29 protein-coding genes and 1 tRNA gene are annotated in these 26,588 nt (G+C 59.1%); 4 read left to right on the forward strand and 26 right to left on the reverse strand.

Annotated features, from left to right (window positions below; all coding sequences use genetic code 11):
• The first annotated feature begins 6 nt into the window (after positions 1-6).
• From AC6IZO_RS10075 to AC6IZO_RS10085, 3 genes are all read left to right on the forward strand, one after another.
• Complete coding sequence (locus AC6IZO_RS10075; protein ID WP_497804667.1) at positions 7-927, forward strand: substrate-binding domain-containing protein; 921 nt, start codon at positions 7-9, stop codon at positions 925-927.
• A 119-nt stretch (positions 928-1,046) separates the two neighbouring features.
• On the forward strand, positions 1,047-2,225 hold the full coding sequence (locus AC6IZO_RS10080; protein ID WP_497804668.1) for an acyl-CoA dehydrogenase: 1,179 nt from the start codon (positions 1,047-1,049) through the stop codon (positions 2,223-2,225).
• 56 nt (positions 2,226-2,281) lie between these two features.
• Entirely contained in the window at positions 2,282-2,557 is a 276-nt protein-coding gene (locus AC6IZO_RS10085) for a PilZ domain-containing protein (protein WP_497804669.1), read from the forward strand.
• A gap of 44 nt (positions 2,558-2,601) precedes the next feature.
• Here AC6IZO_RS10085 and AC6IZO_RS10090 read toward each other — a convergent pair.
• The 3 genes from AC6IZO_RS10090 to AC6IZO_RS10100 form a co-directional block, all read right to left on the reverse strand.
• Positions 2,602-2,678: transfer RNA gene (locus AC6IZO_RS10090), tRNA-Arg, on the reverse strand.
• A gap of 266 nt (positions 2,679-2,944) precedes the next feature.
• Entirely contained in the window at positions 2,945-4,183 is a 1,239-nt protein-coding gene (locus AC6IZO_RS10095) for a tyrosine-type recombinase/integrase (protein WP_497804670.1), read from the reverse strand.
• A gap of 193 nt (positions 4,184-4,376) precedes the next feature.
• Entirely contained in the window at positions 4,377-4,775 is a 399-nt protein-coding gene (locus AC6IZO_RS10100) for a hypothetical protein (RefSeq protein WP_497804671.1), read from the reverse strand.
• Positions 4,776-5,687: 912 nt separating this feature from the next.
• Between AC6IZO_RS10100 and AC6IZO_RS10105 the strand changes: the two genes are divergently transcribed.
• Entirely contained in the window at positions 5,688-6,980 is a 1,293-nt protein-coding gene (locus tag AC6IZO_RS10105) for a hypothetical protein (protein WP_497804672.1), read from the forward strand.
• A 624-nt stretch (positions 6,981-7,604) separates the two neighbouring features.
• On the opposite strand, the gene AC6IZO_RS10110 is transcribed toward AC6IZO_RS10105, so the two are convergent.
• The 23 genes from AC6IZO_RS10110 to AC6IZO_RS10220 form a co-directional block, all read right to left on the reverse strand.
• Positions 7,605-8,738 (reverse strand): helix-turn-helix domain-containing protein, encoded by a 1,134-nt coding sequence (locus AC6IZO_RS10110; protein WP_497804673.1) that lies wholly within the window; start codon positions 8,736-8,738, stop codon positions 7,605-7,607.
• Entirely contained in the window at positions 8,695-9,372 is a 678-nt protein-coding gene (locus tag AC6IZO_RS10115) for a hypothetical protein (protein WP_497804674.1), read from the reverse strand. Before AC6IZO_RS10115 ends, AC6IZO_RS10110 begins: the two co-directional genes overlap by 44 nt.
• 185 nt (positions 9,373-9,557) lie before the next feature.
• Positions 9,558-10,307 carry an HIRAN domain-containing protein gene (locus AC6IZO_RS10120; protein WP_497804675.1) on the reverse strand — a complete coding sequence of 250 codons (750 nt, stop codon included), beginning with the start codon at positions 10,305-10,307 and terminating at the stop codon, positions 9,558-9,560.
• A 45-nt stretch (positions 10,308-10,352) separates the two neighbouring features.
• The gene (locus AC6IZO_RS10125; protein WP_497804676.1) at positions 10,353-10,946 is read right to left on the reverse strand and encodes a hypothetical protein; all 594 of its coding nucleotides are present in this window, start codon (positions 10,944-10,946) and stop codon (positions 10,353-10,355) included.
• A 31-nt stretch (positions 10,947-10,977) separates the two neighbouring features.
• Positions 10,978-11,175 (reverse strand): hypothetical protein, encoded by a 198-nt coding sequence (locus AC6IZO_RS10130; protein WP_497804677.1) that lies wholly within the window; start codon positions 11,173-11,175, stop codon positions 10,978-10,980.
• Between the two features lie 9 nt (positions 11,176-11,184).
• Positions 11,185-11,820 (reverse strand): hypothetical protein, encoded by a 636-nt coding sequence (locus tag AC6IZO_RS10135; protein ID WP_497804678.1) that lies wholly within the window; start codon positions 11,818-11,820, stop codon positions 11,185-11,187.
• 1 nt (position 11,821) lies between these two features.
• On the reverse strand, positions 11,822-12,262 hold the full coding sequence (locus AC6IZO_RS10140; protein ID WP_497804679.1) for a D-Ala-D-Ala carboxypeptidase family metallohydrolase: 441 nt from the start codon (positions 12,260-12,262) through the stop codon (positions 11,822-11,824).
• Between the two features lie 11 nt (positions 12,263-12,273).
• Complete coding sequence (locus AC6IZO_RS10145; protein WP_497804680.1) at positions 12,274-12,573, reverse strand: hypothetical protein; 300 nt, start codon at positions 12,571-12,573, stop codon at positions 12,274-12,276.
• Between the two features lie 93 nt (positions 12,574-12,666).
• Positions 12,667-15,627, reverse strand: coding sequence for an autotransporter outer membrane beta-barrel domain-containing protein (locus AC6IZO_RS10150; RefSeq protein WP_497804681.1), 2,961 nt, complete (start codon positions 15,625-15,627; stop codon positions 12,667-12,669).
• Between the two features lie 20 nt (positions 15,628-15,647).
• A complete protein-coding gene (locus AC6IZO_RS10155) occupies positions 15,648-15,989 on the reverse strand; it encodes a hypothetical protein (RefSeq protein WP_497804682.1) in 342 nt (113 codons plus the stop codon).
• Position 15,990: 1 nt separating this feature from the next.
• Positions 15,991-18,723 (reverse strand): phage tail protein, encoded by a 2,733-nt coding sequence (locus AC6IZO_RS10160; RefSeq protein WP_497804683.1) that lies wholly within the window; start codon positions 18,721-18,723, stop codon positions 15,991-15,993.
• On the reverse strand, positions 18,723-19,157 hold the full coding sequence (locus AC6IZO_RS10165) for a DUF6950 family protein (protein ID WP_497804684.1): 435 nt from the start codon (positions 19,155-19,157) through the stop codon (positions 18,723-18,725). Before AC6IZO_RS10165 ends, AC6IZO_RS10160 begins: the two co-directional genes overlap by 1 nt.
• A gap of 5 nt (positions 19,158-19,162) precedes the next feature.
• Positions 19,163-19,714: a hypothetical protein gene (locus tag AC6IZO_RS10170; RefSeq protein ID WP_497804685.1), complete on the reverse strand. Its 552-nt coding sequence runs from the start codon at positions 19,712-19,714 to the stop codon at positions 19,163-19,165.
• 17 nt (positions 19,715-19,731) lie between these two features.
• On the reverse strand, positions 19,732-20,388 hold the full coding sequence (locus AC6IZO_RS10175; RefSeq protein WP_497804686.1) for a hypothetical protein: 657 nt from the start codon (positions 20,386-20,388) through the stop codon (positions 19,732-19,734).
• 3 nt (positions 20,389-20,391) lie between these two features.
• Positions 20,392-22,908 carry a hypothetical protein gene (locus AC6IZO_RS10180; protein ID WP_497804687.1) on the reverse strand — a complete coding sequence of 839 codons (2,517 nt, stop codon included), beginning with the start codon at positions 22,906-22,908 and terminating at the stop codon, positions 20,392-20,394.
• Between the two features lie 61 nt (positions 22,909-22,969).
• The gene (locus AC6IZO_RS10185) at positions 22,970-23,545 is read right to left on the reverse strand and encodes a zinc ribbon domain-containing protein (RefSeq protein ID WP_497804688.1); all 576 of its coding nucleotides are present in this window, start codon (positions 23,543-23,545) and stop codon (positions 22,970-22,972) included.
• Between the two features lies 1 nt (position 23,546).
• Positions 23,547-23,996, reverse strand: coding sequence for a hypothetical protein (locus AC6IZO_RS10190; RefSeq protein WP_497804689.1), 450 nt, complete (start codon positions 23,994-23,996; stop codon positions 23,547-23,549).
• An 84-nt stretch (positions 23,997-24,080) separates the two neighbouring features.
• Positions 24,081-24,410 (reverse strand): hypothetical protein, encoded by a 330-nt coding sequence (locus tag AC6IZO_RS10195; RefSeq protein WP_497804690.1) that lies wholly within the window; start codon positions 24,408-24,410, stop codon positions 24,081-24,083.
• A gap of 47 nt (positions 24,411-24,457) precedes the next feature.
• Positions 24,458-24,853: a hypothetical protein gene (locus tag AC6IZO_RS10200; protein ID WP_497804691.1), complete on the reverse strand. Its 396-nt coding sequence runs from the start codon at positions 24,851-24,853 to the stop codon at positions 24,458-24,460.
• A 5-nt stretch (positions 24,854-24,858) separates the two neighbouring features.
• Positions 24,859-25,299, reverse strand: a complete 441-nt coding sequence (locus AC6IZO_RS10205) for a phage tail protein (protein WP_497804692.1) — start codon at positions 25,297-25,299, stop codon at positions 24,859-24,861.
• 3 nt (positions 25,300-25,302) lie between these two features.
• A complete protein-coding gene (locus AC6IZO_RS10210) occupies positions 25,303-25,707 on the reverse strand; it encodes a hypothetical protein (RefSeq protein ID WP_497804693.1) in 405 nt (134 codons plus the stop codon).
• Complete coding sequence (locus AC6IZO_RS10215; RefSeq protein WP_497804694.1) at positions 25,707-26,243, reverse strand: HK97-gp10 family putative phage morphogenesis protein; 537 nt, start codon at positions 26,241-26,243, stop codon at positions 25,707-25,709. Before AC6IZO_RS10215 ends, AC6IZO_RS10210 begins: the two co-directional genes overlap by 1 nt.
• Positions 26,243-26,587 (reverse strand): phage head closure protein, encoded by a 345-nt coding sequence (locus AC6IZO_RS10220; RefSeq protein ID WP_497804695.1) that lies wholly within the window; start codon positions 26,585-26,587, stop codon positions 26,243-26,245. Before AC6IZO_RS10220 ends, AC6IZO_RS10215 begins: the two co-directional genes overlap by 1 nt.
• Between the last annotated feature and the right edge of the window lies 1 nt (position 26,588).

Consider the following 26,588-nt stretch of genomic DNA (forward strand, 5'->3'; position numbering starts at 1 on the left):
GGACCCATGGGACCAGCGGTAGATCCATCAAGAGCAATTCAGGCGCTACTCTCCCTCACCGTCGACGACGGCGAGTACCAGACCGAACAGGCCAAGGCTGCACAAGCAGCAGCCAAGAATCTCGGCATCGATCTCCAAGTTATTTTTGCCGACAATGACTCCCTCAAGCAGAGCGAACAACTGCTGAAGGTAATCCAGGGACCGCAGAATCTGCGTCCGGACCTCATCCTGATGGAGCCGGTCGGTACGGCACAGCAGCAGGCGGCGCAGGCGGCAGTGCGCGTTGGCATTGGCTGGGTGCTGCTGAATCGAACGGCGGATTACGTCCCCAATCTAAGAATTGGAAGCAATGTTCCGGTCTTCAGTGTCTGCGACGATCAGGAAGAAATCGGCCGCATTCAGGGACGGCAGATGAAGGCCCTGCTGCCGCACGGGGGAACCGTCCTGTATCTGCAAGGACCAGCGACCTCACAGCCCGCGCAGGAACGCACCAACGGCATGAACTCCACCAAGCCCGCCAACGTCTTCCTGCGGATGCTGCGAGGCAAGTGGACGGAAGAGAGCGGCTACGAGAGTGTGGCTTCCGCACTGCGACTGGCCTCCACCACCGACGCGCGCATCACGGGCGTGTTTGCACAGGATGACTCCATGGCCATGGGTGCACGCAGAGCCTTTCAGACGCTCGCGCCGGGGCTGATGGATTCCATGGTATTTGCCGGATGCGACGGACTTGGCAACGCCGGTCAGGCATGGGTTCGCGAAGGCAGACTGTCGGCGACCATCATGATGCCAACAACGGCGGATCTGGGCCTGAAGATGGCGGTCAGTGCGCTGCGTGGCGGGCCGTTGCCTCCGGAGACAACCAGCGTGGCGGCAATCTCCTATCCGGAGCTTCGTCTGCTGGAACCCGCAGGCGCTCTGAGGTAATCCTCCCCTGTTTTGCCAGCAAGCCCCGCGGCATGAACCGATGCTGCGGGGCTGCGTTGTCTTCGCACCGGTTTTGGGTATAATGCACGGTTTCCCATTCCGATCGGTGAGGACACATCATGCCCGAGACAAGCATCAGCACACCGCAACTGCACCTGCCGCTTACCGCACTCAGCGAAGATGAACAACTGTTTCGAGACAGTGTGCGCCAGTTCGCCAACGACTCCTTGAAACCGCTGGTGCGCGAGATGGATGAGAAGGGCGTGTTTGACCATGCGCTGCTTGAGCAGTTCTTCCAGCTCGGCTTGATGGGCATTGAAGTCCCCGAAGAGTACGGTGGCAGCGGCGGCAAATTCTTCGACGCGATTCTGGCGGTGGAGGAAATTTCGCGCGTGGACCCTTCGGCCGGCGTGATTGTGGATGTGCAGAACACGCTGTGCATCAACGCGCTGCTACGCTGGGGCACTCCGGAGCAGAAGAAGAAATACCTGCCGCGCATGGCCGCCGAGTGGGTGGGCGGCTACGCACTGAGTGAGGCGGGCAGCGGCTCCGACGCCTTTGCGCTGACCACGCGCGCCGAGGACAAGGGCGACCACTGGCTGCTGAACGGCCGCAAGATGTGGATCACCAACGGCAAAGAAGCGAGCCTGTTCATCATGCTCGCCACCGTCGATCCTTCCGCCGGATACCGAGGCATCACGGCCTTCCTCGTCGAAAAAGACTTCCCCGGCTTCAGCGTGGGCAAGAAAGAAGACAAGCTCGGCATCCGCGCCAGCTCCACCTGCGAGCTGCTGATGGACAACTGCCGCGTGCCGAAGGAGAACCTGCTGGGACAGCTCGGCAAGGGCTACAAGATCGCCATTGAGACGCTGAACGAAGGCCGCATCGGCATTGGAGCGCAAATGCTTGGGCTGGCGCAGGGCGCGTGGGACAACGCCGCGCGCTACGCGCAGGAGCGCAAGCAGTTCGGCCAACCAATCTCCAGCTTCCAGGGCGTTCAATTCCAGATTGCGCAGATGGCGACGGAGATCCAGGCAGTGCGCATGATGGTCTACAACGCGGCACGCATGAAGGACGCCGGACACGACTTTGTGAAAGAAGCAGCGATGGCCAAGCTGTTTGCCTCGCAGGTGGCCGAGCGGGTGGCCTCCCTGTGCGTGGAAATCTACGGCGGCTACGGCTTCACCAAGGATTACCCGGTTGAAAAGTTCTTCCGCGATTCCAAGATCGGCAAGATTTACGAGGGCACCAGCAACATGCAGCTGGCGACCATCGCCAAGTTGTGCTTGGGCAAGTAGGACGACGCCCCGCGAATGTGTGTGCATCCGCGGGGCTTTCGTTTAAGATGCTGTGCATGTCGAACGAGAACCAGGAGCGACGCAGATACCCACGGCTGGAACTGCCCAACAACGCCACCGCTTTTGATGAAAACGGCCAGCGCCTCGGCATTGTGGCCCATGTCAGCGGCGGCGGCATGCGGCTGTTTTTGGAGAACAACGAGCAGGAACGCGCGTTTACGGCCGGCAAGCGGCTGAAGCTGACGGTTGTGGAAGACAACGGCGCACGCACCGACGTGCATGTGGAAGTCCGCTACGTACATGCGGCAGACGTGGGGCTGGAGTTCGTCTAGCAGACCGCTACGAAAGAAAGTCGACGCAGAACGTTGAGAAGAAGTGGTAGGAGCGGCAGGATTCGAACCTGCGACCCTCTGCTTAGAAGGCAGATGCTCTATCCAACTGAGCTACGCTCCCACAGGGTGCCTGGAAGAGGCACTTTTCGCATCGGGCCGTTTGGCACTGACGTTGTTTCTTGGACGACCTTTCGGACGAACTTCATCTTCATCCCAGTGTAGACTTTTGCACCCCCCGCAGCGCTTTGGCTTACCCGGTTTCCGTGGAAACCAGGTATGGCCGCAGCGTTTACAGGGGCCAGCCTTCGAGATGACGTCTTCGGGCATCGTCCAGTCGGTTGTACTCGGAAGAACCTCTTCCGGTCAAGAAAAATATTACCATAGTGATTATCGAGCTTGCGTCTCGCCCCTGGCAACCAAGCGCTCCGAAGCCGCTGGTTTCTTGGGGATCGCCAGTTCCAACTTCGCCGTGGCCTCGGATTTCGGCCGCAACCGAATGTGCGAATAGCGCCTCTTCATGGGGGAGGACAACGCGTGCCCGGCCATTTCCTCCACCGTCTGTTCGCTGACGTCGGGATCTTCCATCAGCTTCGTGATGGCGTGGTGCCGCAGGTCGTAATAGCGCAGTTGAGGTAATCCCGCTTCTTTGCGCAGCGAGCGCCAGGCTTTCTTCCAGCTCCCCATCGGCTTGTCAGGATTGAACGGCGTCGTGCGTCCTCGCCCGGGAAGAATGTACTGCTCGTTGTCTACTTCGATTCTTAAACGCTGACAGATTCGGTGATAGCGCTTTAGGATTTGAGAGATAGCCCAGCGCGAGGATTCATTCAACGGCACAACCCTCTCTCGGTATCCGTTCTTCAGTCCATCGCGGATCCGCAGAGTGCCGAACGGCGCGCCGGGCTTCTCCCCCAAGTCAACGTCGTTATGGTGCAGGTGCGCGATCTCCGATGGACCGGCCGTCGTTGTGGCGGTAATGATCGCGCACCAATAAGCCACCCTCCACCGCGAATTGGTGGAGGCCGTCGCGAACAAGCGGCTCTCGTCATTGACTTCCATCGCACGACCAACGCTGGACTTTGGAACCTTCATGGGCCTGTAGAACTTCTTGATCTCGCTCCACAGGCCTGCGTACTCGAGTATCTGTTTCAGGGTATTGAGCTCGTGGTTGATACAGCTTGCGCCGGCCGTAATTGAACGGCTCTCGCCGTAGGCGACCAGGTGGCCGATGTGTATCGAGTTGAGAGGCAGTTCACCGAAGAACCCCGACAGCGAGCGGATGTAGTACTCGTAATCGCTCGCCGTCTTTGGCGCGATGCGCGACCGGTGCTCATCAAGCCACACCGGAGCAGCTTCGTGAAAAGTCTTGTTCGCCACAGATGCGTGCTCCTGGATGCGTTCCATATAGGCACGGCAGGCGGGGCAATCAAGATGATTTGTTGTGTGAGTTAGTTGTTTGGTTGGCACGGTTGGTTTCATAATGCGGAAACCATAAAGCCAGTACTGGCTTTTTGCGAATGAACTCTGAATGAAATCTTTTCGCCTGGGACACCAAGGTAACCAGGCCGCGAGGAAACGATGTCCAAGACTGACGGTCACCACCACGGCAGCGGTATCTACTGCAAACACCACCCAGACACCGAGTTAACCTGCGCGAAGTGCACCTCCGCGAAGGGTGGCCAAACAACAGCGCAAAAGCATAAGGGAAAACTGAGCGACTGGGGAAGGCTGGGCGGACGGCCCAAGAAGAATTCTTGACATAGTCCTCCCGACATGATCGGCAAGAACGTGGCGGATAGAATATTCTCCGGCTATAAAGGCTTCACTTCTTCTGAATCCACGCTTGACGCCAGTCGGGAGGATTGCCAAGTCTCTCCAGCGCCACGCTACGCAACTCTTGTGCCCTAACACATGTTTTCAGGTTAATTCCGCGCGTCTCATGGCATAGAGATTCTTGATCCATCCACTCATGAATGGATTTTGCCAGTTCCTTGTCGCGGTCGTTTCTTGCTGAAAGCCACAAACGAATGACCTCTCTGCGAGCGTGCGAATAGCTCACGTTCCACGTTTCGTCAAACGGTTCCAGTGCATCGACTGCGGCAAATGCATCGAGCGAGCGCTCAACAAACGGCTTCGAACCGCTCGACTCTGACTGGCATCCCAAAAAGGCCATTACCACTAAGAGTGCCAGGAAGAATACCGCCTGAGCATGTCTCATCATGTTCTCCACAGAAACGAGAGGACATGCTATCACCCTTTATCGGCAAAGAACTCTATTCCTCTGTCCTACCCGCAATGCGCCGGCCCCTCCGGGTGCTCAATCCGGAGGGGCCGGTAGAACGCGCAAGATGGACTTGTGACCACTTGCAAATTGCAACAGCTATCTTTCAAGAAATGCTATTCGATGGAAAAAGGTGAAATCAGAGTGTGTTTCATAAATCGTTGATGCATTTCCGACACTCAAGCGAACAGGCTTGCAACTTGACTTTGTAAGCATCTAGGAAATAACATCGTCAATCTTCAAAACACGCTCTACGAAATTACGGTGGCTCCACAGTCGGTATTGGTGCAGTAGCGAATTGTAAATTTTCCATCGTAGAGCGTATGCATCTGTTGCGCGCCGCACGATTGACACTTTGCACCCTTTCCGCCCTTTCCTGTCGTTCCTGGGTGCTTCCACCAACCCACAGCGCCACAACTCGAGCACTTATAGATGCCACCTTTCTTCTGCATGGTAAGCTCGCCACAACTTGGACACTTATTGCCTTTGGCCATAATGCCTCCTGTGCGTAAAAGGTACGTCCCTCTCCTGAACGAGTCAATGACAGTATTTGCTTACTACTGCGGCCTTTTGTCCTCTGCGCCGCCAGGCGCAACACTTAGTCAATCCGGCCGCGGGCTGCTCCAGCCAGCCACGCAAGACAGCTTAGGTAGCCTTAGCACTCCATTATCCACGCAATGGTGTTTAGAGGATTTGGCGTACTCACCGCACGCTGGTACTGCGGTCTGCACGAGATTGACATAACGCTCCCCTCTTTCTACACTTCTGCGTTGAAAACCAGCCGTGCTTGCATCATGAGAATTCCTTGGGTGGCTTGTTCAGCTGTCGTTATCAATCTCCCCGGAGGCCGCTGTGAGCTCGAACACTTTTTTCGGCCAATATCTCAACGGAGTGATCAGTAGCCTCACGGCTGCTTTGTTGCCCTATTTGTTTAGCAGAGTTGCGCAATCTAAAAAAACAAAAAGATGGCTCGCAGTTGGGTGGGGGCTTTCCATCAGCAAGGTCATACGCCTGCCGGAGCCGCCCGGGCAAGTTCGCGCAGGATTTACATTGAAGATAGTGTCCTTTTCAATTGTGCTGGCAGCGGTCACTGCTTTACTTCAATTTCCATTCTCCACCCAAGTCACCACTCAGCAGCCCACGCCAGAAGCCCTTGAGAACCAAGCGCAGTCTATAATCACAAATGCCCGGCAACAGGCTGACTCTGAGGTTCGGCAAGCTCGATACGAAGGTGATCTATTGATCGAACGAGCGGAGGCTAACTTACCACGCTCCCTCGCATCGGGATCCCAAGCGACTGTGAAATATGCAGAGAATGCTATTGAGGAAGCGCGACGACGTGCTGAGCAGTCAGTAAAATGGAAGGAACAACTCGCGAAACAGAGCATAGATGATGCGGTTCAGCGCGCTGATGCTCTCCGGAAACAAAGTGCTGCTATTCGGGCAGAGCAACTGAGGAATGGAACGTCTTATCTAGACCGCGGTAATGCGTTTCTTTGTTCAGCAGTTTGGGGAATATTGCTCGTTGCTTTCCTCGGGATGATTTCAAAATCGATATGCAATTCAGAGCCACGAGGTTCGGGGTATTTGGGGGCTCTGGTCATTGCACTCTCATTTGCAATTACGGCGATGATGGGCGAACGCACAACTGGACTCACCCTTGAAGGTCTTGAAGCTGTGCTTATTGCCTCCGCGCTGTACGCTAGCACACTTCAGAACTTGTCACATACGGAGGCAATCCTAAACGGATTCTGGTTCTTCTATCAGAGGTTGGGCATAGGACTCAGAATTATCCTGTCAGCCAACATCTTGTCATTTCTCTTCTTTTTGAGTGTAGTAGAAGCCGCAGTTTTTATTCTTTATGTGCCAGATCACCCATCTCAAGCACCCAATGTGGCAGCACAATCTCCGGAGTTTTCGCTTTCATCTCCTGTCCTCTCGGAGGAAGCCAGATTAGAGCAAGCGGTCTTTAGCCAAGCTGCATTGGCTCAAGAGGATTTCTCTATATTGGTCATTGTCGCGAGTGCATGTCGGTCTGCGGTGAATTTCTTTTCAGCGCTGTGTAGCTTCATCTCAGGCACGACATTCCTGGCTGTGCTCGCAGGAAGGACAGAATCTCTGCCCCAACAATCAGTGACAGGCTGATTCCATCCTTTCCATCTATCCAATCAGCAACGGCCCCGCCAGGTTTTGTCTGGAGGGGCCGGCAAAGGCCTCGTAAGTATTCTGCGAACACCTAACGGCTGAGATTACGGCTGTAGCTCCGAGGGAGTCGCTTCACCCGGGTGTAGATCTTCGGAACTAGGGTGACACGCGCTCCAATTTGCGATTCGTATCGACGCAAGAGCACTTGCCCGAAAAGCACACAGGCAAATGAAGCCAACGGATCGCATCCAGTGAGATCAAGTTCAATTCGAATTTCGTTCATGTTAGTTGACGTGACACCCCCTTCCTCGCCTCAAAATGAAAACCCCAGCGGCGAGCGCTGGGGGACGAGGTAAGGTTACGAGTATTTGAATGCAGAGTCAAATGGGAAAACGGATATGGTTTACAAGATATAAACGCCATCATCATTCTCCACATCACGCGAGAAATGCAGAGGCCCCTCCGGGTGCTCAATCCGGAGGGGCCAGAAAAACGCACACAGTGGACTTGGGAGTCCACCAGTAGGCTAGCATAGCCATTTTTCAGTGCCAGTCTTTTCGCGCGGGGTAGCGCACACATCTAATCGCAGCAAGATGAAGCTCACACGAAGATACTTTCGTGAAATCACTTAACCCTGAACGGAATAACTTCACTCCGCGCGGGCTGACTCTTTGCTGGTAGCGCGATCCCGGTAACATTCTCGAATGTTCGCCGAGTGAAGTGCAGTTCTGAGCACAATTCATCCACAGTCAAGTCCACCTTCTTCCCAAGAGAGGCTAGTGCAACGCTGAGCAGTTCTGGTTGCTGAAAGCTAGGCTCATAAGGTTCTCCCTTGGTCCAACCTTGCGAAGAAAAATATTGGCAGGATCGTCGATAGGCAACCGCATCAATTAGGCGAAGGTCATAGGCACGACGCACTATCGAAGCCGCACTCAACATCCAGCGTCGCTTCAGTTCGAAAATGAAATTCCAAGAGAACTCCTTCGCTCTGAATTCTCGGGTGAACGCTACCCTCGGCATCAGAAAAGCGCTAGCAAAACGATTAGCTGCTGCCTCAGTCAGAGGATCTCCAGTAACCATATTCTGATGCATAACCAGATGGCCGAACTCATGCGCAATATCAAAGTTCCATCGAGAAGTACTTTGAATTGCCTGGTTGAGAAAAATTACAGTTGTGCTTCCCCGCCGGGAGAATGCGTCCACTTTGGCTGATTGCGAAAAATGTGGAACAACAAATATCCCGGCACGTTCAGCAACCCTTCCGACGTGAGCAAGAGGTCCGTCCAGTCCAAGTTTCCATCGAGTACGGCACTTCTCTGCTGCCTGCTCAATTTCTTCTTCTGAAGTCGCAGGGAATGCTGGAATATCCAGCTTGGGAAACCTGAACACACCTTTCAACTTGTCTATTACCATCGCCACGAGTGTGGCATGGGCACGCACTTGTGTTTTGGTTTTCTCCGGTGTTGTTCGACGATGCCTGAAACTGCATTCCTCGTCTCTAAAGACATCATAGAGCGGCGCGAAGAAAAAAGACGGCTCGAACCCTAACACCTCAGAAAATGCTTCGACAAGATCAATTGACGGTTCTCGCTTCTTGCCAGATTCGCAGTTCGACACGAGCGAGACGGATGCTGCGACTTCTTGGGCAAGAGCGCCTTGCGTCATTCCCTTAAACTCTCTAGCTAGCTGCAGTCGCTCTCCGCAGAATACCTCTTTAGGCGCTAGTATCGGCCTCGGTGGCGTTGTTTTCTTTTGCATCGGACTCGGCAATTTCTCCAATATTAGCAAGTGGTACGACAGGAGGCGGGGCTAGTTCGACTGGCCGCCCTTGCATTGGAGTTACCTTGCGAGCTTGCGCCAGTTCGGGTGGAATTACGTAGGTATTTATCGGATTTCCGGCGGTGTCAACTTCGACGAGGGTTATAGTCTCAACTTCCATCGTCACAGAATTGGTCTCAACCGCCAACCGGAGGACACTATCGGGAGGCCGTAGACCTTCCAGTTGGAGACACATTTGGAGATGGTGAAGTTCTCCAAAGCTCGTTATCTTATAACGCTCAGGAGGATCGTCTGGCGTTCCTCGATAAAACCTAAAGGGAATCGAACCGATCGCAAAACTAAATTGAAGATTCCGTGTCTCCGGAAGAATTGCAAACCAATCCGCGTATTTAGGAGCTTCGGCACGTAATTCGAAGCAAGTTCTCTCGTAGACACGACAGCCGAGTCCCCAATTCGTATCGCCCTTCGCTGGCTGGTGAGCCAGAACGGCATCGTGACGGGCCCGGCGGATAGTCGCCGCAACAACCGCAAGCCGTTCTGCGGTTAATGAAGGGAATTTCGCCCAAGGCTCGAAAGTGGGGATATACACCGTCTCGTCTATTTCGTGTTGCATGTTTTCTCTTATACGCCAGAGCCGACATTGGTGCAATATTTTTTTTGTATTTATAGAATTTTACGGGTCAAGAATTATTTTACATTCCTGCGGAGGACACCGAGACTCAGTCGAATTGGGAACGGAGTTCAGAGGCAGAACATCCACTACGCCTCATGGATGCACCACGAGTGCACATCATTGCACTACGCCTTGGCTCGGCGCGATGCCAGGCGCAGCGCATAGTCGATGCGTCCGCGGCTCCAGCCGGCTGCGCGCATGGTGCGGCGCAGCGATCGGCGAAAGGCCTTCCAGTCAGGCTGGCTCTTCTCCAGCGCCAGGCATTCATCCCGCTCACGCTCTGATGCCAGAAGTTCGCGGGTAATCTTCTCAACCCCCTGCTCCTGAGCTTGTAGCTTTGCCTCGAGCTCGCCGTTGGCGTCGCGGAGATCCTGCACCTGGCGCTGCAGCTCGGCGCTTCCCTTCCCCATGCTCCGTGCCCCGGGGACCAGGTGGCACAGCATCAGGCACACACCAAGGGTGCGCGGTCCGCCGACGCGGGTTGCGATGGCCCACCACTTTTCGCCGCGGTCCAACTCGGGAGCAATCTGCGCCGCGAGTTGCGCGTCAAGGTGCCCAACCTGCAACCTGCGCAATTGACCAGGTTGAGCGAATTCTTCGCCCTTACGGCGGCGCTCCTCGCCGACCACCGTGGTGAGGACCATGATGGCGTTGCGGTCGTAGGGATCCTGCGGGTTACGCACCAGTTCCACCACGTCAAACTGGCGCATCTGCTCGATGACCTGTTGCCGATCGGAGCCGTCCGGGTTGGAGGCCATGACGCCAACAACCTTGGTATGGATAATCTGGTCGTGCGGAGGCAGCAGCTCGCCAAGGAGCGCCTGCTCCACGCGCTGCTCATCGCGCTCACGCTGTTCTGGTGATCTTGATCCCATCTCTCTCCTCCCAAAACAAAAGAGCGGCCCGAAGGCCGCCCTGTGTCAGTTCTTTTTGCCGAAAACGTAACTGAGGCCGGAGGTGAGTTCACACCCTCGCCTACTCCCGATCTGCACATAGCTGGCGTGCAGCGATTTCCAGGCAAGCGCCGAGGTCAGCTTGTACTCGATCTCCGCGCCCGCAATCACTCCGAAATTGCTGCCGCCGGCCGACAAGGTCGCGTTGCCGATGGCCGCGCTGAAGCTGACGGAAAGCGAATCGCTCGGAATGTTCGTCTTCTTCATCAACCCGGAAATATCCGGCTTCACCTTCGCGCCGGCGGCGTAGAGATTGAATCCGGCGGTATCGGTGGCCACGAGCTCGTGCCCCTCGATGTAGAGGTGATTCCCTTTCGAGGCCCCGAAGTCCAGCACGTCGAGCGATTCGGAGATGTGGGTGCCGGTGGTCCACTCGCCGTTAAAATACAGCGCGATGGCCTCGGAGCTGGCGGAAAACGAGATCCCGGTGTCAGAGGAAGTTGCGGTGGCCGTCGAGCTGGTGCTCGTTGCCGAGTTTGTGGCGTCCTGGCCGAATGCGGCGACGGCAAAGAGCGCGAGCGCCAGGCACAGCACGAGCGCACTGATTTTGCTCAGTTTCATGGTGGTTCTCCTGATGGTTGGGTTGGGATGATTACGCGACGGGAGTGGTATCGGAAGCGGAGCTGGTGGTTTTGCTCCGCGACGCTTCAAGCTTGCCGCCGCCGAATACGCCGAAACCGCCGCTAATCATGGCCATTCCGGCACTGGTATTCTTCAGGCAAAGTCCGGCTCCGACGATGATCAGCACGGCCGAGATGAGGTTGGTGGATGCGTTCAATTTTTCCAGCATGGTTGCTCCTTAGAGATGCCGAAGGACGAAGTTGCCGGTCGCCTGCAGCGTGCCGAGCAAGCTCTTCCACCAGCGCTTTGGCGCTGTCAGTTGTTGGTCGTAATGGGCGGCAACATGGTCGACGTGCGCGGCCGTGTCGTCGGCATGGGCGGTAAAACTGTTGGCGTGCGCGGCGAGTTCACGCCACTGCGGGTCGCTGACGAGCTCGTCGAGGTGTTGCACGACGCGGTCGGTCGACGTGAGCGACGCCACGGTGCTCTCAGCAATGTCGCGCTGGTGAGCGCGGTAATCGTCCGACGCCTGGTCAAGGTGGCCAAGCGTGCGGTCCGCGTGGCGCCACAGGTAATACATGCCCTTGCGGATCCGCGGGCGCGAGGCGTCCACCTCGGCAAGCACGGCATCTGCGTGGCCGGTGAGCGACTGCGCGTTGCGGAGTGTGCCATTGACCTGGTCAACGTCAAACTGCTCCACCTTGGCCGCGAGATGGCCACTGGCAATCGACAGATTGCAATTGGTGCTCTCAAAGTAGGGAGCTTGCCGCTCCATCCAGCGCTTAGTCTGGTAGCCGGCAATCAGCACGAGCACAAGGCCCGCAATGGACAAAAACAGCAGAATGGCACCAAGCGCTTTTAGCAGGGTATTCACGTCATGCTCCGAAGGTATAACTGGTCTTCTTGCCGGCGGGACTGAAGTGGGCCGTAAGGACCTCCTGCCGCATCTGCGGGTCCACAGAGAGATGCACCCAGGTTCCCTCCTGGATGAGCTGATCGAATTTGAGTCCGCTCGTCTGCAGGAAGCGCACGATCTTGATCGGTGGCCCAAACTCCGGCGCCACCCAGTCGGCAGCCCAGCCTAGGTTATGCGCCGAATGCGGCACGCCGCGAACCGCGCGGTTCAGGGCCTCCGAGCGATAGCCGGAGTTAACCGTGATGGGGACTCCCAACAGCGTGCGCACACGCTCGAGCGCGATGGCAAGCACCTGCAGGTGCTCAACCACCTCGGGCGGAGCAGTGTTATCGAGATGAAGCTCCTCCGCCGTCTGGCTGTGGACGAGCTCCTCCAGAGAAAAGTGTTCTGTCAGTCGCATGGGGTCCTCCGCTAGTGGTGCAGCAGCTTGGCCACTTCGAGTGCGATGGAAATCAGGCCGCCGAACGCTCCGCACGCGACGAATGCGCCCTTCGCCTTCAACCGAAACTCCGTGTTCTGGTCGACCTCGCCGGGCGCGGCTGCAGCGGACGACGATTCCGGATGGAGCACCTGGTCGAGACGTGCAGTGATGCCTTTGACGTCCTTGCTGACCACGGCCATGTCTGCACGCAATGGCGCGACTTCTTCGCGCACAACCATGACGATGAACTTGCGGAGGGGGACGTTGACGCTGAGAGGCTGGGTGGTCATTGTGGGCCTTAATGGAAAGGGCGCTCCGAAGAGCGCCTTGAACGGAATGAATTGAGTGGAAGAGGGGATTGCTGCCGCCGCGGCGCCGCCTTGCTAGTTCCGGCCCGTGCAGGAGTACTTCAGCACGTCGGTACCGGTGCCGGTGAAGGTCAGCGTGGTTGTGGTTTCCAACACGCTGCTCGCATTCGCGGGTGTGGTCACATCCGCCGTAAAACAGTTCGGAGCACTCGCATAGGTGCCTGTCAGCGTATAAGTTGCGCTTCCCCCGGACAGCGTAATGCGACCGGTGAAGTCCGTGTTCGACGCCAACCCGCTCCGGACCGATGGGGGCGCGATAAATTGCGCGATGCCGCTCGACATATCAACCGCGCCGGTCCCGGTGCCGCCGTGCGACAACTTCCAAACGGTGTTTGCGTTGGAGGCGTTTGTGACGGTCTGCAGGTCGTACTGGTCGGTGCTCTGTGCCGAGCCCGTCCAAATGTAAGACCTCCACGAAATCTTCGGCGAGCCGATCTGTGTTGCATAGGATGTGGCTGTACCGGTGGGCAGGAAAAACGAGTTTGGCGCGTACACGTTGATGGTGCCAATGCCGGAGGTCGCGCCAGCCGCCCAGTTGTAGCCCAAGTTAAGGATGCTGGTCGAGACGTTGATCATCGCGGAGTTTGTGTTCGGCATGCCGAAATAGAAGAGTCCGCTTTGATACTTTCCCTGGCAGGAGACGCCGGTCATGTCCTTCGGCGTGGCCGTCACCGACGCGTTACACCATGAGAACCCAACCCACCCCTGTTGAAGGTTTACGACACCCCAGGTGTTATCCCAGAAGGTCGCCCAGATGTTGTTGTACCACTTCATCCATGCGATGCCCGGGTTAAAGGCGTTGCTCATGCTGCGCGCGCGGTATCCGTTTGGACTCCAGAAATCGTGCGGAGTGATGGGCTGGCCCGGAAGATAGTAGCCGGAGTTGGGACCGTTCTCTGGATCCTGCACCGCCCCCGGAATCGCAATACCGATCGAGCTGATGGACGCCAGAGTGTTCGCCGCGATCACCGCGTGTCCAAGATTGTTGGGATGCAACGTGTCGGTTAGGCAATTCGCCGCATAGACAGCGTTGGAGGTCCCGGCACCGCAGTTTGCCACAAACGAATAGACCAGCGGGATGTTCAGATCCGCTGCGTTCAGCGTATAGGTCCCATTGCTCACTGCGTACTGCCCCTGAGAGGGTGCCGACGCAACCAGCGTCAACAGCTTCCCCGTCCGGTAATAACTGACACCGCTGTTTGAGACCCAACCCGACGTTCCCCCCGGCGTGACGGTTGTGGCGGAAGACGCAATCGGCAGAGTGACGGCAACGTTTGAGGCGAGCGCCGTTTGCGTGTTCGCCCATGTGACGTTGAGCCCATCGGCAATCGCGTTGCTCGCGGCCGTGCTCTCCAGCCCGTAATACACGGAGTTGTACGTATAGTTGGCCGTCGATGAATTTGCATAGGGGAACCCGATGACGACGACGTTAGGATTCGCCGCCGACGCGACCGGAGCCGCCATCACCATCAGCGGTTCCACCGCCGAGGTGCTTGCAGTGGTGCCGGTCACCGTCCAGACGAACGTGTGCGAACCGGTGGCCTGCCCGGTAAAGCGGGCACATACCGGAGCGGCGGTGACTCCGTTTTGCGTGGCGATCAGTGCACCGCCGTCACCATTGCCATACCAGGTGGTGGTGGCGTTGAACGGGTCCGTCTGAAGCACTCCATCCAGCGACAGCGTAAAGGTGCTGGTGTTGCTCGCGTCCTTGATGAGATAGCACGCGTAGAGCGTGTCGCTCGCTTTTGGCGCGGAGATCGTGCAGGTCGCGGTGTTTCCGTTCGTGGTGGAGTATGTCCCGGTCCCCTGGCCATACGCGCTATCCGAGGTCCACGAGCCGCTCAGAGTGCAGGATTGAGCCCGCACTTTGTTGGCTTCCGGTATCGCAAGATACGGAACGATGAAGGCGAGTGCCCGGCTCACGATGTTCTGCTTGTTGGTGGTGCCCTGATAGACACCGGCATCATTCGTGCCGATCATGACGGTCGAGACTGGGCTGTTCAACTGCGGATACTCAATCGCCGCGATCTTGGCAGAGGTGTCGGCGGCCTGGTCGCCGGACTGGGACAGATTGTTGTACGAACCGCCGATCATATGTGCCAACCGGAACGAGTATCCAAGCACTGTGGCCGGGAACCCCGACCACGATGCAGTCGCCCCGATTCCAGCGGTGATTGAATCGCCGTGGGCCGTGCTGCCAAACGGCTTGGAGCCAAACGCTTGTCCGTTCAGATTGGCAATGCCCTGGACCGTGACGCTGGCGGAGTCTCCCGTCAAGCTCGGGATATTGCCGGCGCCAGGCGCTCCAGTCGGGCCGGTTGCGCCGGTTGGCCCTTGGGGGCCAGTTGCCCCCGTGTCGCCCTTGGATCCCTTGGGGATCGTGAAATTCAAGATCGCGGCGGTGGTCGTCCCGCTGTTGGTAACGGCAGCGTTCGTTTCGGCATCGCCGGTGGTGGTGTCTCCGACGGATACCGTGCCTGAAGGTCCCTGCGGGCCGGTTTGAACCAGGGCAAGTGCGGCGAGGTTCGGCTGATACTTATCGAGGTACCAGGTGCCGCTCGTGCAATTGGACGGCGTCGGGGTGATGGAGCACGAAACCTGAGTGGGGCCGATCGTGAACTGGTCTCCGCTCACCAGGTCCGTGACGCTGAACATGTAGGCCACGTACTGCGGCTTCGTGTTGTTCGAGTCCGCGAGCTGCAGGTTCGTTCCGGACAGCACGCCATTCGTGACCGCCCAGCAGGCAGTGCGGCCGGGGACAGCGAGAGCAGCGCCGTTGGCGTTGAACGGGATGGGCGTGCCAGGCATTTTGGCCGAGACCGGCGTGGCGCAGACCTGGGCGTTCGCCAGGAGGTTTCCGGCCGGGTCGACGAGGCTGCTCGCGGCGATCGGCGTGTACGTCTGCGCGGCAGCAGACAGAGCACAGACACAGAGGAACGCAGCCACCAGGGCTGCGGTGAGGCGGATACTTTTCATCGGGATCTCCGGATCAGGAACTAAAGGCCTTGCAGGTAAGTGGGTTCAGTCTCTGCGAGCTTGGCGAGCAGTGCCGGCATGCTCATGCCGGCGGAAGCGCCCAACGCGGCGTAAGCGCTGATCACCGCATCCGCCACGGCTGTTGAGACGTCGATCGTCAACGGCATCACAGACACGCGAGAGTCCTGGCGCGCGGCCTCGATCTGGAATGGATCACAGGCCATCAGGACGAGCGCCGAGCCGTTCTCGGCGCCAGGGAAAAGCGGGCACATCCAGCGCGAGCCATAGGCGGCGCAGACTGGCACCATCATGTTCAGTTGCGAATCGGTGTAGCACTCGGAAAAGAACCAGCGGGTTGTCATATCAGCAGACCGAAATTGCGACGTTGTTGTGAATGAGCAAGGTATCCCCGGCGGCGAGCCAGTAGTTCTGCTCTCCATACGCATCAGCCTCAACGGTGATGAGGACCTTGGAACCCTGCATGGTGTCCACTGTGGCCCCGGAGGCCTTGAATGCCGGCTTCCAAGCTCCCTCGTGATAGATGGCTTCGCACGGCGAGACGCGATGGCCGTCAACCATGCGCCACGCACCGCAGCGCTGGCTGGACGTTTGCAGCACACGGCGGTAGACGTCCTGCCCGGTCTCAAAGCAGCGGCCCTTGATCAGGTCGCCAGACCGCACGTCGCCGGCAGCGACCTGGCCGCGGCCCTGCACGTCCACCAGCTCGGCCGACTCCGGGCACACATCACCGCCGCCGCCGGTACCGCCGCCAGTTCCGCCGCTCGAGCTGGGGGTTGTGACCTTGATCAGGCCGACCGGGATGCGACCGTCCATGGCCGTTTGCGTGGCGTAGACCGCGCTGGGCGTTGTTGGCGGCGGATCGCCATTGGTGGGCTGCACGGTTCCGTCCGCAACGCTGATGTACCAGTAGGTGTAATACGTGGCCCCGGCGGTGAGCGCGGAGTAGGTCTTGCTTCCGGCGGGAACGCTCAGCACGCTGCCATCCGCGCGCAGCACGCTCTGCGCCGCCCAGGAGAAGGTGATCGAGCTGGTCGTGGTGGCGTAGTTGATGACGATTGGCTGGCTCGGAGCGATTGAGCCCTGGCCGTTGAGCACCGTCGACGTGAACGAGCTCGTCGTGGTCGAAACCGTGTGGGGCCCCACCTCAAGCACGTCACTGGTGGCGCCGCTGGCGCGCAGCGAATAGATGCGCACGTTGTACGGCTGCCCGCAGATGACGCCGGGAATGTAGCAGCTCGTGTCGCCGCCGTCGGCGATCCGTACCGTTTGCCAGGCCGAATCCCCATCCTTCTGAAACTGCACGACGACGAAACCGCCGGTGGTCACGAACGGATCTTCCGGCGGATCCCAGGTGGCGAGGATCCGAGGCTGCACCACGCCGTCCGTACCAATGACCGCCGTACTGGAGCCGGACTCCAGGGAGAGGTTGGTGGGGGCCACAACCTGCCGGTCATCGTAGAGCGTGGGAGAGTCAGTGTTCTCGATGCCGCGCTCCTCGGCCGTTGACCAGGTGTAGATGTCCGGGCCGGTTTCGTTGACGGACATGGCGCAGTGGAACGACGGAGCTTCCTTGGAGTCCATCTTCGGCACGAACTGCCAGTTCCAGACTTCCAGGTACTTCTTGGCCCACTGCAGCGTCGGGAACGTAACGCGAATGACGTCCTGCGCCTTCGTCTGGAGCGCGCTGGGCATCATCACCAGGTTCCCCGTCCCCTGGTAGCGGGTACGGAGCAGGAAGATCTTCATCAGGCGCTGAGCCTGCGAGCAACTGGTGACGAAGCGGTAGCGGCGGTCCTGGTAGAGCTTCTGTCCGTCGGCAGTGAGGTTCACGTCGCTGGCATAGCCGTGGTCCGCATCCTGCGCGTACTCGGGCGCGTCGGTGGCCTGGTACTCGCCCGACCAGATGTTGTCATCCTTGTGATTGCGGTCATAGCCCACCACCGCGTAAGGGTAAACGGGAGCCACATAGACGGCGCGCACGGCGTTGCACAGCTCGCGCGCCTTGCGCTTGGGCGTCCACTCGACGTCGCCGGCCAGATCGCCCGCATCGAACTCGAGGGTGGTGCCATACCACGCGGCCGGATAGATCTTCCAGAGGCCTCCGGTGTAGGAGATGCGCCCCTCACAGGACATGAGCAACCCGTCAAGGATGTCGCCCGGAGGCTCGCTATAGTCGAACACGCCGTTGACGCTGTACCGCTTCTCGCTGAGGCCGTTGGCCAGCGGCACAGATTCATCGCAGATGTTGGCCGCGGCTATGAGCTGATCAATGTCGATGTTGTCCCAGGAATCCCCCAGGCCCCACTGGTCATTGGTGATGGACTCGGCAATCCACAGGGCGTTGTTATCCGTCCAGGCATGGGAGGCAGGGTTGAGCGACCCATCGGAAAGCAGCCGGTCGCCGAGACGCGGATCGTAAATGTCATTCTTGCCGTGGATGGCGGCCTTGACGCTCGGATCCCCGGAGAAGATATCCGCGTTGTAGCGAAATGCAAAGTGCGTTGCGCAGATCTCATTGAGCAGGCAGTCCGAGGTCCAGTGCGAATCGCGATTGTAGAGCTCGCTGAACCAGTGGCCGCTCTTGGATCCGAGGTGGTTATAGGCCCAGAGGCGCGGATCAGAGCCGCTGCCGTCCTTGCAGAACGTGTACTTGTTCCCCGCGCTGTCGTAGTAGTAGCCGCTCGCAGTCTGGCCGTTTGAGAGCAGGTGTATCTCGCGACCGTCGGCATAAAGCACGTCGATGGATTCGCATTGATGCGAGGCCCAGGCAACGACCTTGTGCAGGTCATGGTTCACCGTGTCCGAGCTTTCGTAGATGATGCTGCCCGAAACACGGAACTGGCCGACGATGACCTGGCGCGTGCCGGCGGAGGTCTTGACGCTAAGCGAGGTTCCGGGAATCTGCCGCAACGCATCGCCGATGCCGGCGATGGTGGTTGAGGCTCCCATCGCCCCGATGCCGATGATTGCGTTGATGGCCGTCATAGTCCACAGCGACGGGGCCAGCGCAACGATCGCGTATGGCGCGACCATGGCCGCGGCCACCATGGAAAGGCCGAGGGCGATGCGGGACATTAACCTACCCTCCAGGCGCGCGCGCACTGGCGGATGGGCAGTTTGCGCAAACCGGTCTCGCCTACAAACAGGCCGTGGCGTCCGTCTAGGTGGACGATGCCGACGGCGCTATCGTCTCCGCCCTGATAGAGCAGGATGTCTCCACGCATGGCGAAGAGAGGCGATTTGAGTTCCGTGAGGCTGTGCGCGGCGGTCTGATGCGCAACCACATCGGTGAGCGAGCTGCCGCCGGTGACCGCGGCGATCCGCGCGAAGGCCTCCTGCCGGGTCGAGTACGTTCCACGGAATTCGGCGGCCATGTCGACGCCGGTTTCCGCGAGGACCGCATCGGCCACGAACAGGCAGCAATCGTTCTTCCCCCACTCGAACGGAGCGGTGGCGCGCTGCTCGAGGAACTCGTGCAGCTTGATGTCCCAATCTTCGAGTCTTTTCACAGGTTCTACTTCCAGAGGAGGTGAATGTCCTGGTTACGGCTCACCCACTTGAGCGCGCCGTCATTGGGGTAGCGCGAGCGCTGGTCCTGGTCTGTATAGCGGCCGCCACGCGCGCGGTTGAGGTGGGTTAGCTGGTTTTCAACGGCAATGACGATGGTGGAAGTCTCGGTGCCGATCTTGACCTTCGGTTCGTCCATGTAACCGCGGTAGAGCGGGATAGGGTCGGGGATGACCGCGCCGGATTCATCCAGCAACCCGAGGTAGAGCTGCGCCGTGCTGCGCGTACCAATTTCCTCGAGGCTGTCGGTGAGCAGCTCATTATCCACGCCGCTGACCTCGAGGGTGATTCCCTGGGCCTCCACCGACGAGGACTCGGTCACGGTGCTGACCTTGCCAACCGTCCCCAGGCCGAGCCAGTCGACGCCGTTCCATGTGATTCTTCCGAAGCCGCTCCACACGTAGACCGGCGTGGGGAACATCATGGCGACCATCAGAAACGGGCGGATGATGCGCGCCTGTACTTCAGCGTTGACAGCGTCTGTGTTGTTACGAGGCATGGTGTGATCGGGAAAAGCTAGAGGGCTTCAATGACCTTGAAGGCGACGGTGCCGATGCGCGATACCTTGCGCGAGTACTCGCGGGCGTTGCCCGCCAGGCGGAACAGGCCCTTGCAATTGCGCGTGAGGACCGCCGCGCCATCGGCAAGATCCTCGCGGAGGCACGGCCAGATTTCCACGCTTGCGTGCCCGCTGGAATCCGAGTTGACCGGCGTGACGCCGGCAACAATGTGCAACCGGTAGCCAAGCTGCAGGTGGTCACCCGGCATCAGAATGCGCGGCACGCCCGGCTTGAGGTTCCTGAGATTCACGGTGGTGACCGTGGCCAGGTGCGCACCATTCACCAGGAGCGTGGATGCCACAGCCGGGTCCGCGATCTGCACGGCGCCACGCGGCGACGCCTTGAGCGGATCGCCAAGCTGGAAGACGTTGGCCACGCCGCGCAAGGCCCCGAACCAGGCGGACCAGTCGTCAAGCTGTGACTCGGTCAGCGGCGGCAGCGAGATGTTCGCCTCCCACCAATCGGCACCGGGCCAGACCTGGAACTGCGCTTTCTGGTTGAACGGCGAGCGGGTGACACCGACGGAATCATTCTGGGTGAAATCAATCTGCCGTGGGTTGGGCGCGGCCGGAAGCGGAATGATGTTCCACCCGTTGAACTGTGCGTAGGCCAATGGTTATCCCCCGAACCTGCGCCGCGACGGCACACGGGCCATGCGCTCGCGCTCGGCGGCCATGCTGGTGATGACGGCCTGGTTGTGGGCCTGCAGGGCGGCTTCGCGGACACGGTACTCGACGTCTGCGGCATTGGTGCCGCGCGCATCGATGACGTAGGTGTCCCCTCCGCCACGCCCGCTGCCGGTGCCGCGCAGAAAGTCATTGGGCAGGATGGTGCCGCTGGTTCTGGGAATGAACGGCTCCGGTCCTCGCTCCCCCACCAGGTACATGCTGCCGGCATTGACGTCACCGCCAGAGGCACGCATGCCGGCAAAGCCGGAGATCAGCGTCCCCCAGAAGCCCCCACCGCCAGCCTGCCCGGTCGACGAGCTCGAGGCGGACTTCATCGCGGCCATCTTGAGGCCGATCTCGACGAGCTGCGCCGCGAGCTGCAGAAGTATCTGCTTCCAGTTGTTGGATTGGGTGATGAGTTCCCGAATGGCACTGCCGGCGGCCGAACCGAAGTCGCGTGCTGCGATGGTAGCTGCATCATATTGCTGCTTGATCTGCAGGACCGCGCGTGCGGCGGTCTGGGCGTCGATGGCGTGACCATCTTGCAGCAGTTTGATCTTCGTCATTTCATCGTACATTCGCTCTGATGCGGTACGCGTTTGCTCGAAGATCTGATCGGCGGCTTCTTCAAGAGCTTTCGGGTCGCCTGCAATGGAACTGACCTTTGCCGCATGCCTGACATAGTCAGGCGCTATTCCATAGCGCTGGGTGGTATCGGGTAGAGACTTTGCCTGTTTCCAGAACTCCTCGTCGAGCTTCGGGAGAATGCCTTTCGATATTTTGTCAGCTAACTGGCTGAGCGCTACATCGAACTTCGCGGCGGCCTCGCTTCGCTTTTGCTCATTCCCAGAAAAGCCGCGCTGCATTGCCAACGAGCTTGTCCCACCTGCGGCGTGCAACCGGTCAAAGACTTCCGAGAGCTTGGCCAACGTCTCATCGATGTTGGCCTCAATCTGGCGCTGGAGCGAGAGTTGCTCGCGCTTCAGCGCAGTGACCTGCTGATTGAGCTGCAGGTCGCGGGCGCCATTTGGAGTTGGGTGCTCTGACTGAAAATTCTGAATTGCCTGGAGCTGTGCGGTAACGTCCACAAGACGTCTGCGGATCGCGCCCTCATCCTTGTCGAGCAACGAGCTCGTTCTCTTCCCCAGCTCTTCCCAAGCCGTCCAGTAAGCCTGGAGATTTCCGGAAGCCGCTTTTGCTGCTCCAGCGGTTCCCTGCACCTGTTCCGTGAGCTTGCTATTGAGGATCCCGATCTGCTTTATCGCTTCAGCCTTAGCAGGAGTGTTCCCCGAGCCAAGCGCATTCACAAAGCTCTGAAGTTGCGCGATTTTCTCCCGAACCTGCTGGCGGGCCTTCTTCTCATCCTGCTCGTCAAACTGGTAATTCACCTTGACCGGAACGGAGAAGTCGAAATCGCCACGCAACTGTGCAAGGTTCTGGCCGTGCTGTGATGCCCAATCCTGCTGCTGCTTTCGCAGGTCTGCAATGTGCTTTTCCTGCTCAGTGACCTTTGCCTGGTTTTCCGGAGTGCCGCTGAATGCCGCCTGACTCCTCAGGACCTTGAGGTAACTCTCGGCTGCGGCAATATCATTCGCAAACCCTTCCCGCTTCCACTGATCGTGGCCGAACTCCGCGAGGATGAGGGCCTGGCGAATGGTGCCGACTGCCCCCCCGGCTTTACGTGCCGCCTCCGAGGCGCTCTCCCCGACATGGACGAAGGACTGCGCGAGATCATTCAGCAGCGGCAGAACGGTTTGAGCAATCTCCAACCCCATGCCCTTCATCTGCATCTTGAGCAGCTTGAGGGAATCCTCGAACTCTTCGGCGCGCCTTACACCCTGCTCGTTCAGCACCAATCCCATTTTCTGCGCCTGGTCCGTGAGCCGCTCGATCTCTTCACTCCCCTGATTGAGGAGCGGGATCATAGCCGCGCCGGACTTGCCAAATATCTCCATGGCCAGGCCGGTCTTGCGCGCACCGTCCTCCATGTGCGAGAAGGAATCGGCGATGCGAAGCAGGACTTCATCGGCGCTCTTCACATTCTGGGTGTCAATGCCGAGCTGCTGAAGCGCCGTGTGGGCGGCGGTCATTTTCGGCGACTGCTCGATGCCCAGCATGGCCTTGGAGAGCTTGGTGAGGCCCATCTGGAGCGTGTCAGTATCCACATCCGACATGTAGGCGGCAAAGCGCAGCTTGCCCATCGACTCAATGCTGACGCCCGCCTTCTGCGCCGCCTTGCCAACCTCCTCCATGCCCTCGGTGATCTTGTGGAGAAACTCGAAGGTCTGGGTGACGGCAAATGCCTCGCCGGCAACGACGGCCAGAGACTTCAACTTTGAAAAGGTGGCGGTCATCGATTCGCCGAACTCACGAACTTCCTTGCGCGCGGTGTTGAGGTCGCGCTGGAAGCTCGTCATGTTCGTCTGGAGATCGATGACGAGTTCTGCGATTGTCTTTTTGGCCATATTTTGGGGCAAACAGAAACGGCGCCAGCAGGCGCCGTTTAGCGATAGAGATCAGCTATTGCTATTTGTGAACTACCGCTTTTGACTGGGCCTTCGAAGAAGATGCTGGAGGATTCCCAGCCAGCCATTCCTGCCCATTCCAGTAATAACGCCAAGTCGTCACGGTGGTACCGCTGAAGCTGCCATCGTCCGTGAAGACCATCTTCTTGAATCCGAGCGCCGGAATCTGAAGGATCGTACCTTCCGATTTCATTGAGTTGTAAACAACCGGGCGACTCATTCCTGCCCACGACAGGCGGAGAGTGTCGCGATCTTCGCCTTCGGCCGTGATATGTGCATCCATACCGCGGCTCAACCACGCGCCTTCTAATTGCTTGGCATACGAGACACGATCGAGCGGTCCTTTTGCCTGGACTGGATCCGGGGCTGAGGCCTGCGAGGGGGACGCATTTCCCGGCTTCGGCGAATTTTTTTCCAGTGATGCCATCAGGTAGAGAGAAAAGAACACTATCGCGATGACGGCCGCCACAACGGCCGGCATTTCACTCTTGCCGGGATTCTTGCGACCGCACTTCGGGCATACTGCCGCGTCGCTATCGACGACATTGGAGCAGGTTGGGCAGTTCCGTGCACTCATGCTAATGACTCCCGGCAAAGTCATCCGTGATCGCTTTACACGCTGGCTTGATCTGGCTCCGGAGAGTTCCCTTTTCGTGAACGAAGATGGGTTCGTTCTTCTTGTTCGTCACCATCAGTTGGTATACGTCCGCCCCGGTGATAAACGCGCGGAAGTGCTGCATATCAACCAGCACTGCGTAATCGTAGGATGCCGTGGGGTCCAATGTCACTTTGACCGTGGAGCAGTCCTTCAGAAAACGCCGTGATACCTCCGGCACCTCGCTGTGTTTGTTAACAGTCTCCTTGCTCGTTCCTTGAGCAACGGCGACCGTGCGATTCCCAACCACAGCTCCCGTCGAGTCACTGCTGACCACGATCTGGTCATGCCCCGTAATCAACACGACGGGACGTTTCGGTTCCTGTGCCGTGGCGAGAAGCGACGCGAGCAGTAGGCCCGGCAACACGAACATGAAAGATTTTGAAGTCACCTTGGAGAGTCCCCCTTTGCGCGGAAACAGATTAACTGTTTTGCGGTACTTTGTGCATCCGCTGCATCACTCCTGCAGGTGACTTTGGTGAGTTGAAAGAGCCTCTTCCGGAGGCAGCGAGGCGTTGTGGCTGGCTGCCCACATACTCATGGCCACATGGATGTTCTCCGCGGCCTCCTCCGGCGCGGGCGGCTTCCGGGCCGCGACGAGCCAGGCCGGCATGAAGTCCGTTACCTCAAAGGGCCGGGAACGGCTCTCCGGATCACGGTTGACCTCGGCGGTGATGTAGGCCACCGAGGCCGGGCCATAGGCGCGGCGCCGCTCGCGTGCGAGGAACTCCTGATAGAGCGCGTAGAGGCGCGGGAAGGTGAGGGCGAAGAACTCGCGCTCACCCATCGCGAACTCACTGCGCGCCCACGCCCACCAGGAGAGAGCGCATCCGGTCAGTCGGTAGCGGCCTCCGGCCCGTTGCCGGCCGCCGCCTCCGTAGGGTCGGAATTATGCTCGCCCTCCCCGGCATTCAACGCGGCCAGAGCGGACTGGATGGCCTCAATCACCTGGCTGATGTTGCCAGGATGCAACATGGCCAGCACACGCTCGCGCGTGAGTTCCGGATCCTCATGCTGCAGGCCCGCCCAGAGGATGATGGCGGCGTTCTCAAACTGCTGCCGCTTGGTCTCCGGGGCAAATAGCTTTTCGACTTCCTCGGGCGAGGAGGCGATGAGCGAGACGCCGGTTGCATCCTCGATGGCGAAGATGGCCGGGAGCGGAAAGCAGACGGTCCGCTCCCGGTCGAGGGCGATGGGAACACAGGGAATGCCGTTCTGATTGCGCTGCATTCTCCCTAGGCCTCCGTGACGACGCCGCTGGCCTTGATCTTGGCGGTGAAGGTGATCTTCTTGCCCGGTTCGATCTTGCCGACCTGCAGCTCAGTGACGAGGCCGCTGTAGGTAAAGCTCCAGGCCGGGGTGTCCGTGGCGTCCGAGGCGATCTTTACCGGGATCAGCTTGCGCGCGGCCACGGCGGCGGCGAGCGCGGCGTATCCCGTGGAGGCGCTGATGCCGAGGAAGTTGCCCTCGATCTGGGCTTCGCCCGGGTCGATGAGGCCGACGATGAACTGCTTGCGTGCGCCAGGCGCGGCCAGCTCGGTGCTGTCATCGGTATCGAGCTTCATGCCCGGAGGCGTGACGTTGGTGATGCCGGCGACGGCAGTGTAGACGGTAGGCGTGGCGTCATTGCCGAGCGACAGAATGGCACCGTAACCGGAAGTTGCGTTTTCAGACATGGCTTACTCCTGCTCCTGAAAGTGGATGATGTAGTCGGTGTCGCACGTCTGGCACCGGGTTTCCGGCTCAAAGCCGGTACGAAGGTCGTCCGCGATTTCAACGAATTGAACCTGATGGCCGCCAGCGATGAAGGTCCCCTTGAAGCCGTCGATCGCATTCTTGACGGCGCGGCTGAGCGCAACGGCGCCGGCCATGGTGTAGGAATGCGCGCGGACCTGCAGGCGCGGGTGGTGATAGTTCACCGGACCGGTGAGGCAGTACTCCGGCGGAGCGCTGATCCACTTGTAGGTCAGAGCGTCCGGACGGGCGTTCTGCAGGTCCAGTGGGTACGGCATCATGACCTTGGTGAGGGCCTTGACGCCGGGCGCCGCAAGCAGGAACTGGCGCAGCTCAAGCTCGATCAGCATCAGGCGAACTCCAGCAAGAGATCACCGAGGACCTGCGCAACGGTCTCCGAGGCCTCCAGCATCTTGTTGTCGGAGGCGGTACGCAGGAACGGGTTTTCCCTGGCACCCGGGTGGTGGACCTTTTCGACGTACATGCCGGGCCGGATCTCCAGGCCGCGCCGCTTGGCGGCATGGTTGATGGACCCGCTGCCGGCCTCAATCAGGTGGGGCAGGGTGCCGAACTCAACCATGTGGGCGTAGTAGGCATCGGCATCGCCGGCGACGACGCGCGCGTAGGCCGTTCCAAGGCGGGCATCCATGCGGGACTTGATGCGCAACGAGCGCAAGAGCGCCGCGGGATCATGCTTGTATTCGCCGCTGTGACGCCCGCTGCCGATCGGGCAAAGGAACTGGGCCTCCTTGAGGATGACCTCGGCCCCGGCGACGGTGGCCTGCTTCAGCACCTTGGCCGCAACCTTCTCGGGAAGCTCTTGCAGGCGGCGGTCGAGTTCCTTCAAGCCCTGTACTTCCCAGGATTCCACTTCATGCGCGGCCACTATTGACGCTCCTTGACCATGATGACGAGCTGACGATTGCGCTCCTCGACATTGCTGGGGTTGACGACGTCAAAGAGACGGTTCTTGTACTTGAACCACATGCGCGGGGTGACGTCGAATCCCGGATAGCGCATGGTGATCTTGAGGATGGATTCCGCCATGGTGAAGCCCGCATTCAGCACCTCGCGGCCGTTCAACGGCTCAACGGACGCCCAGAAAGTTCCCCGTGGCTGGAGCGCATCCAGATTGAGAGCGGAAGCGTATTCACCCGCCGCGTCCGGCTGCGACGGAATGTCATAGATCGCGACGCGATGACGAAGTTTCCCTGCCTGCACCGGCTGCATG

It is taken from the genome of Oryzophilus luti (assembly GCF_059726245.1).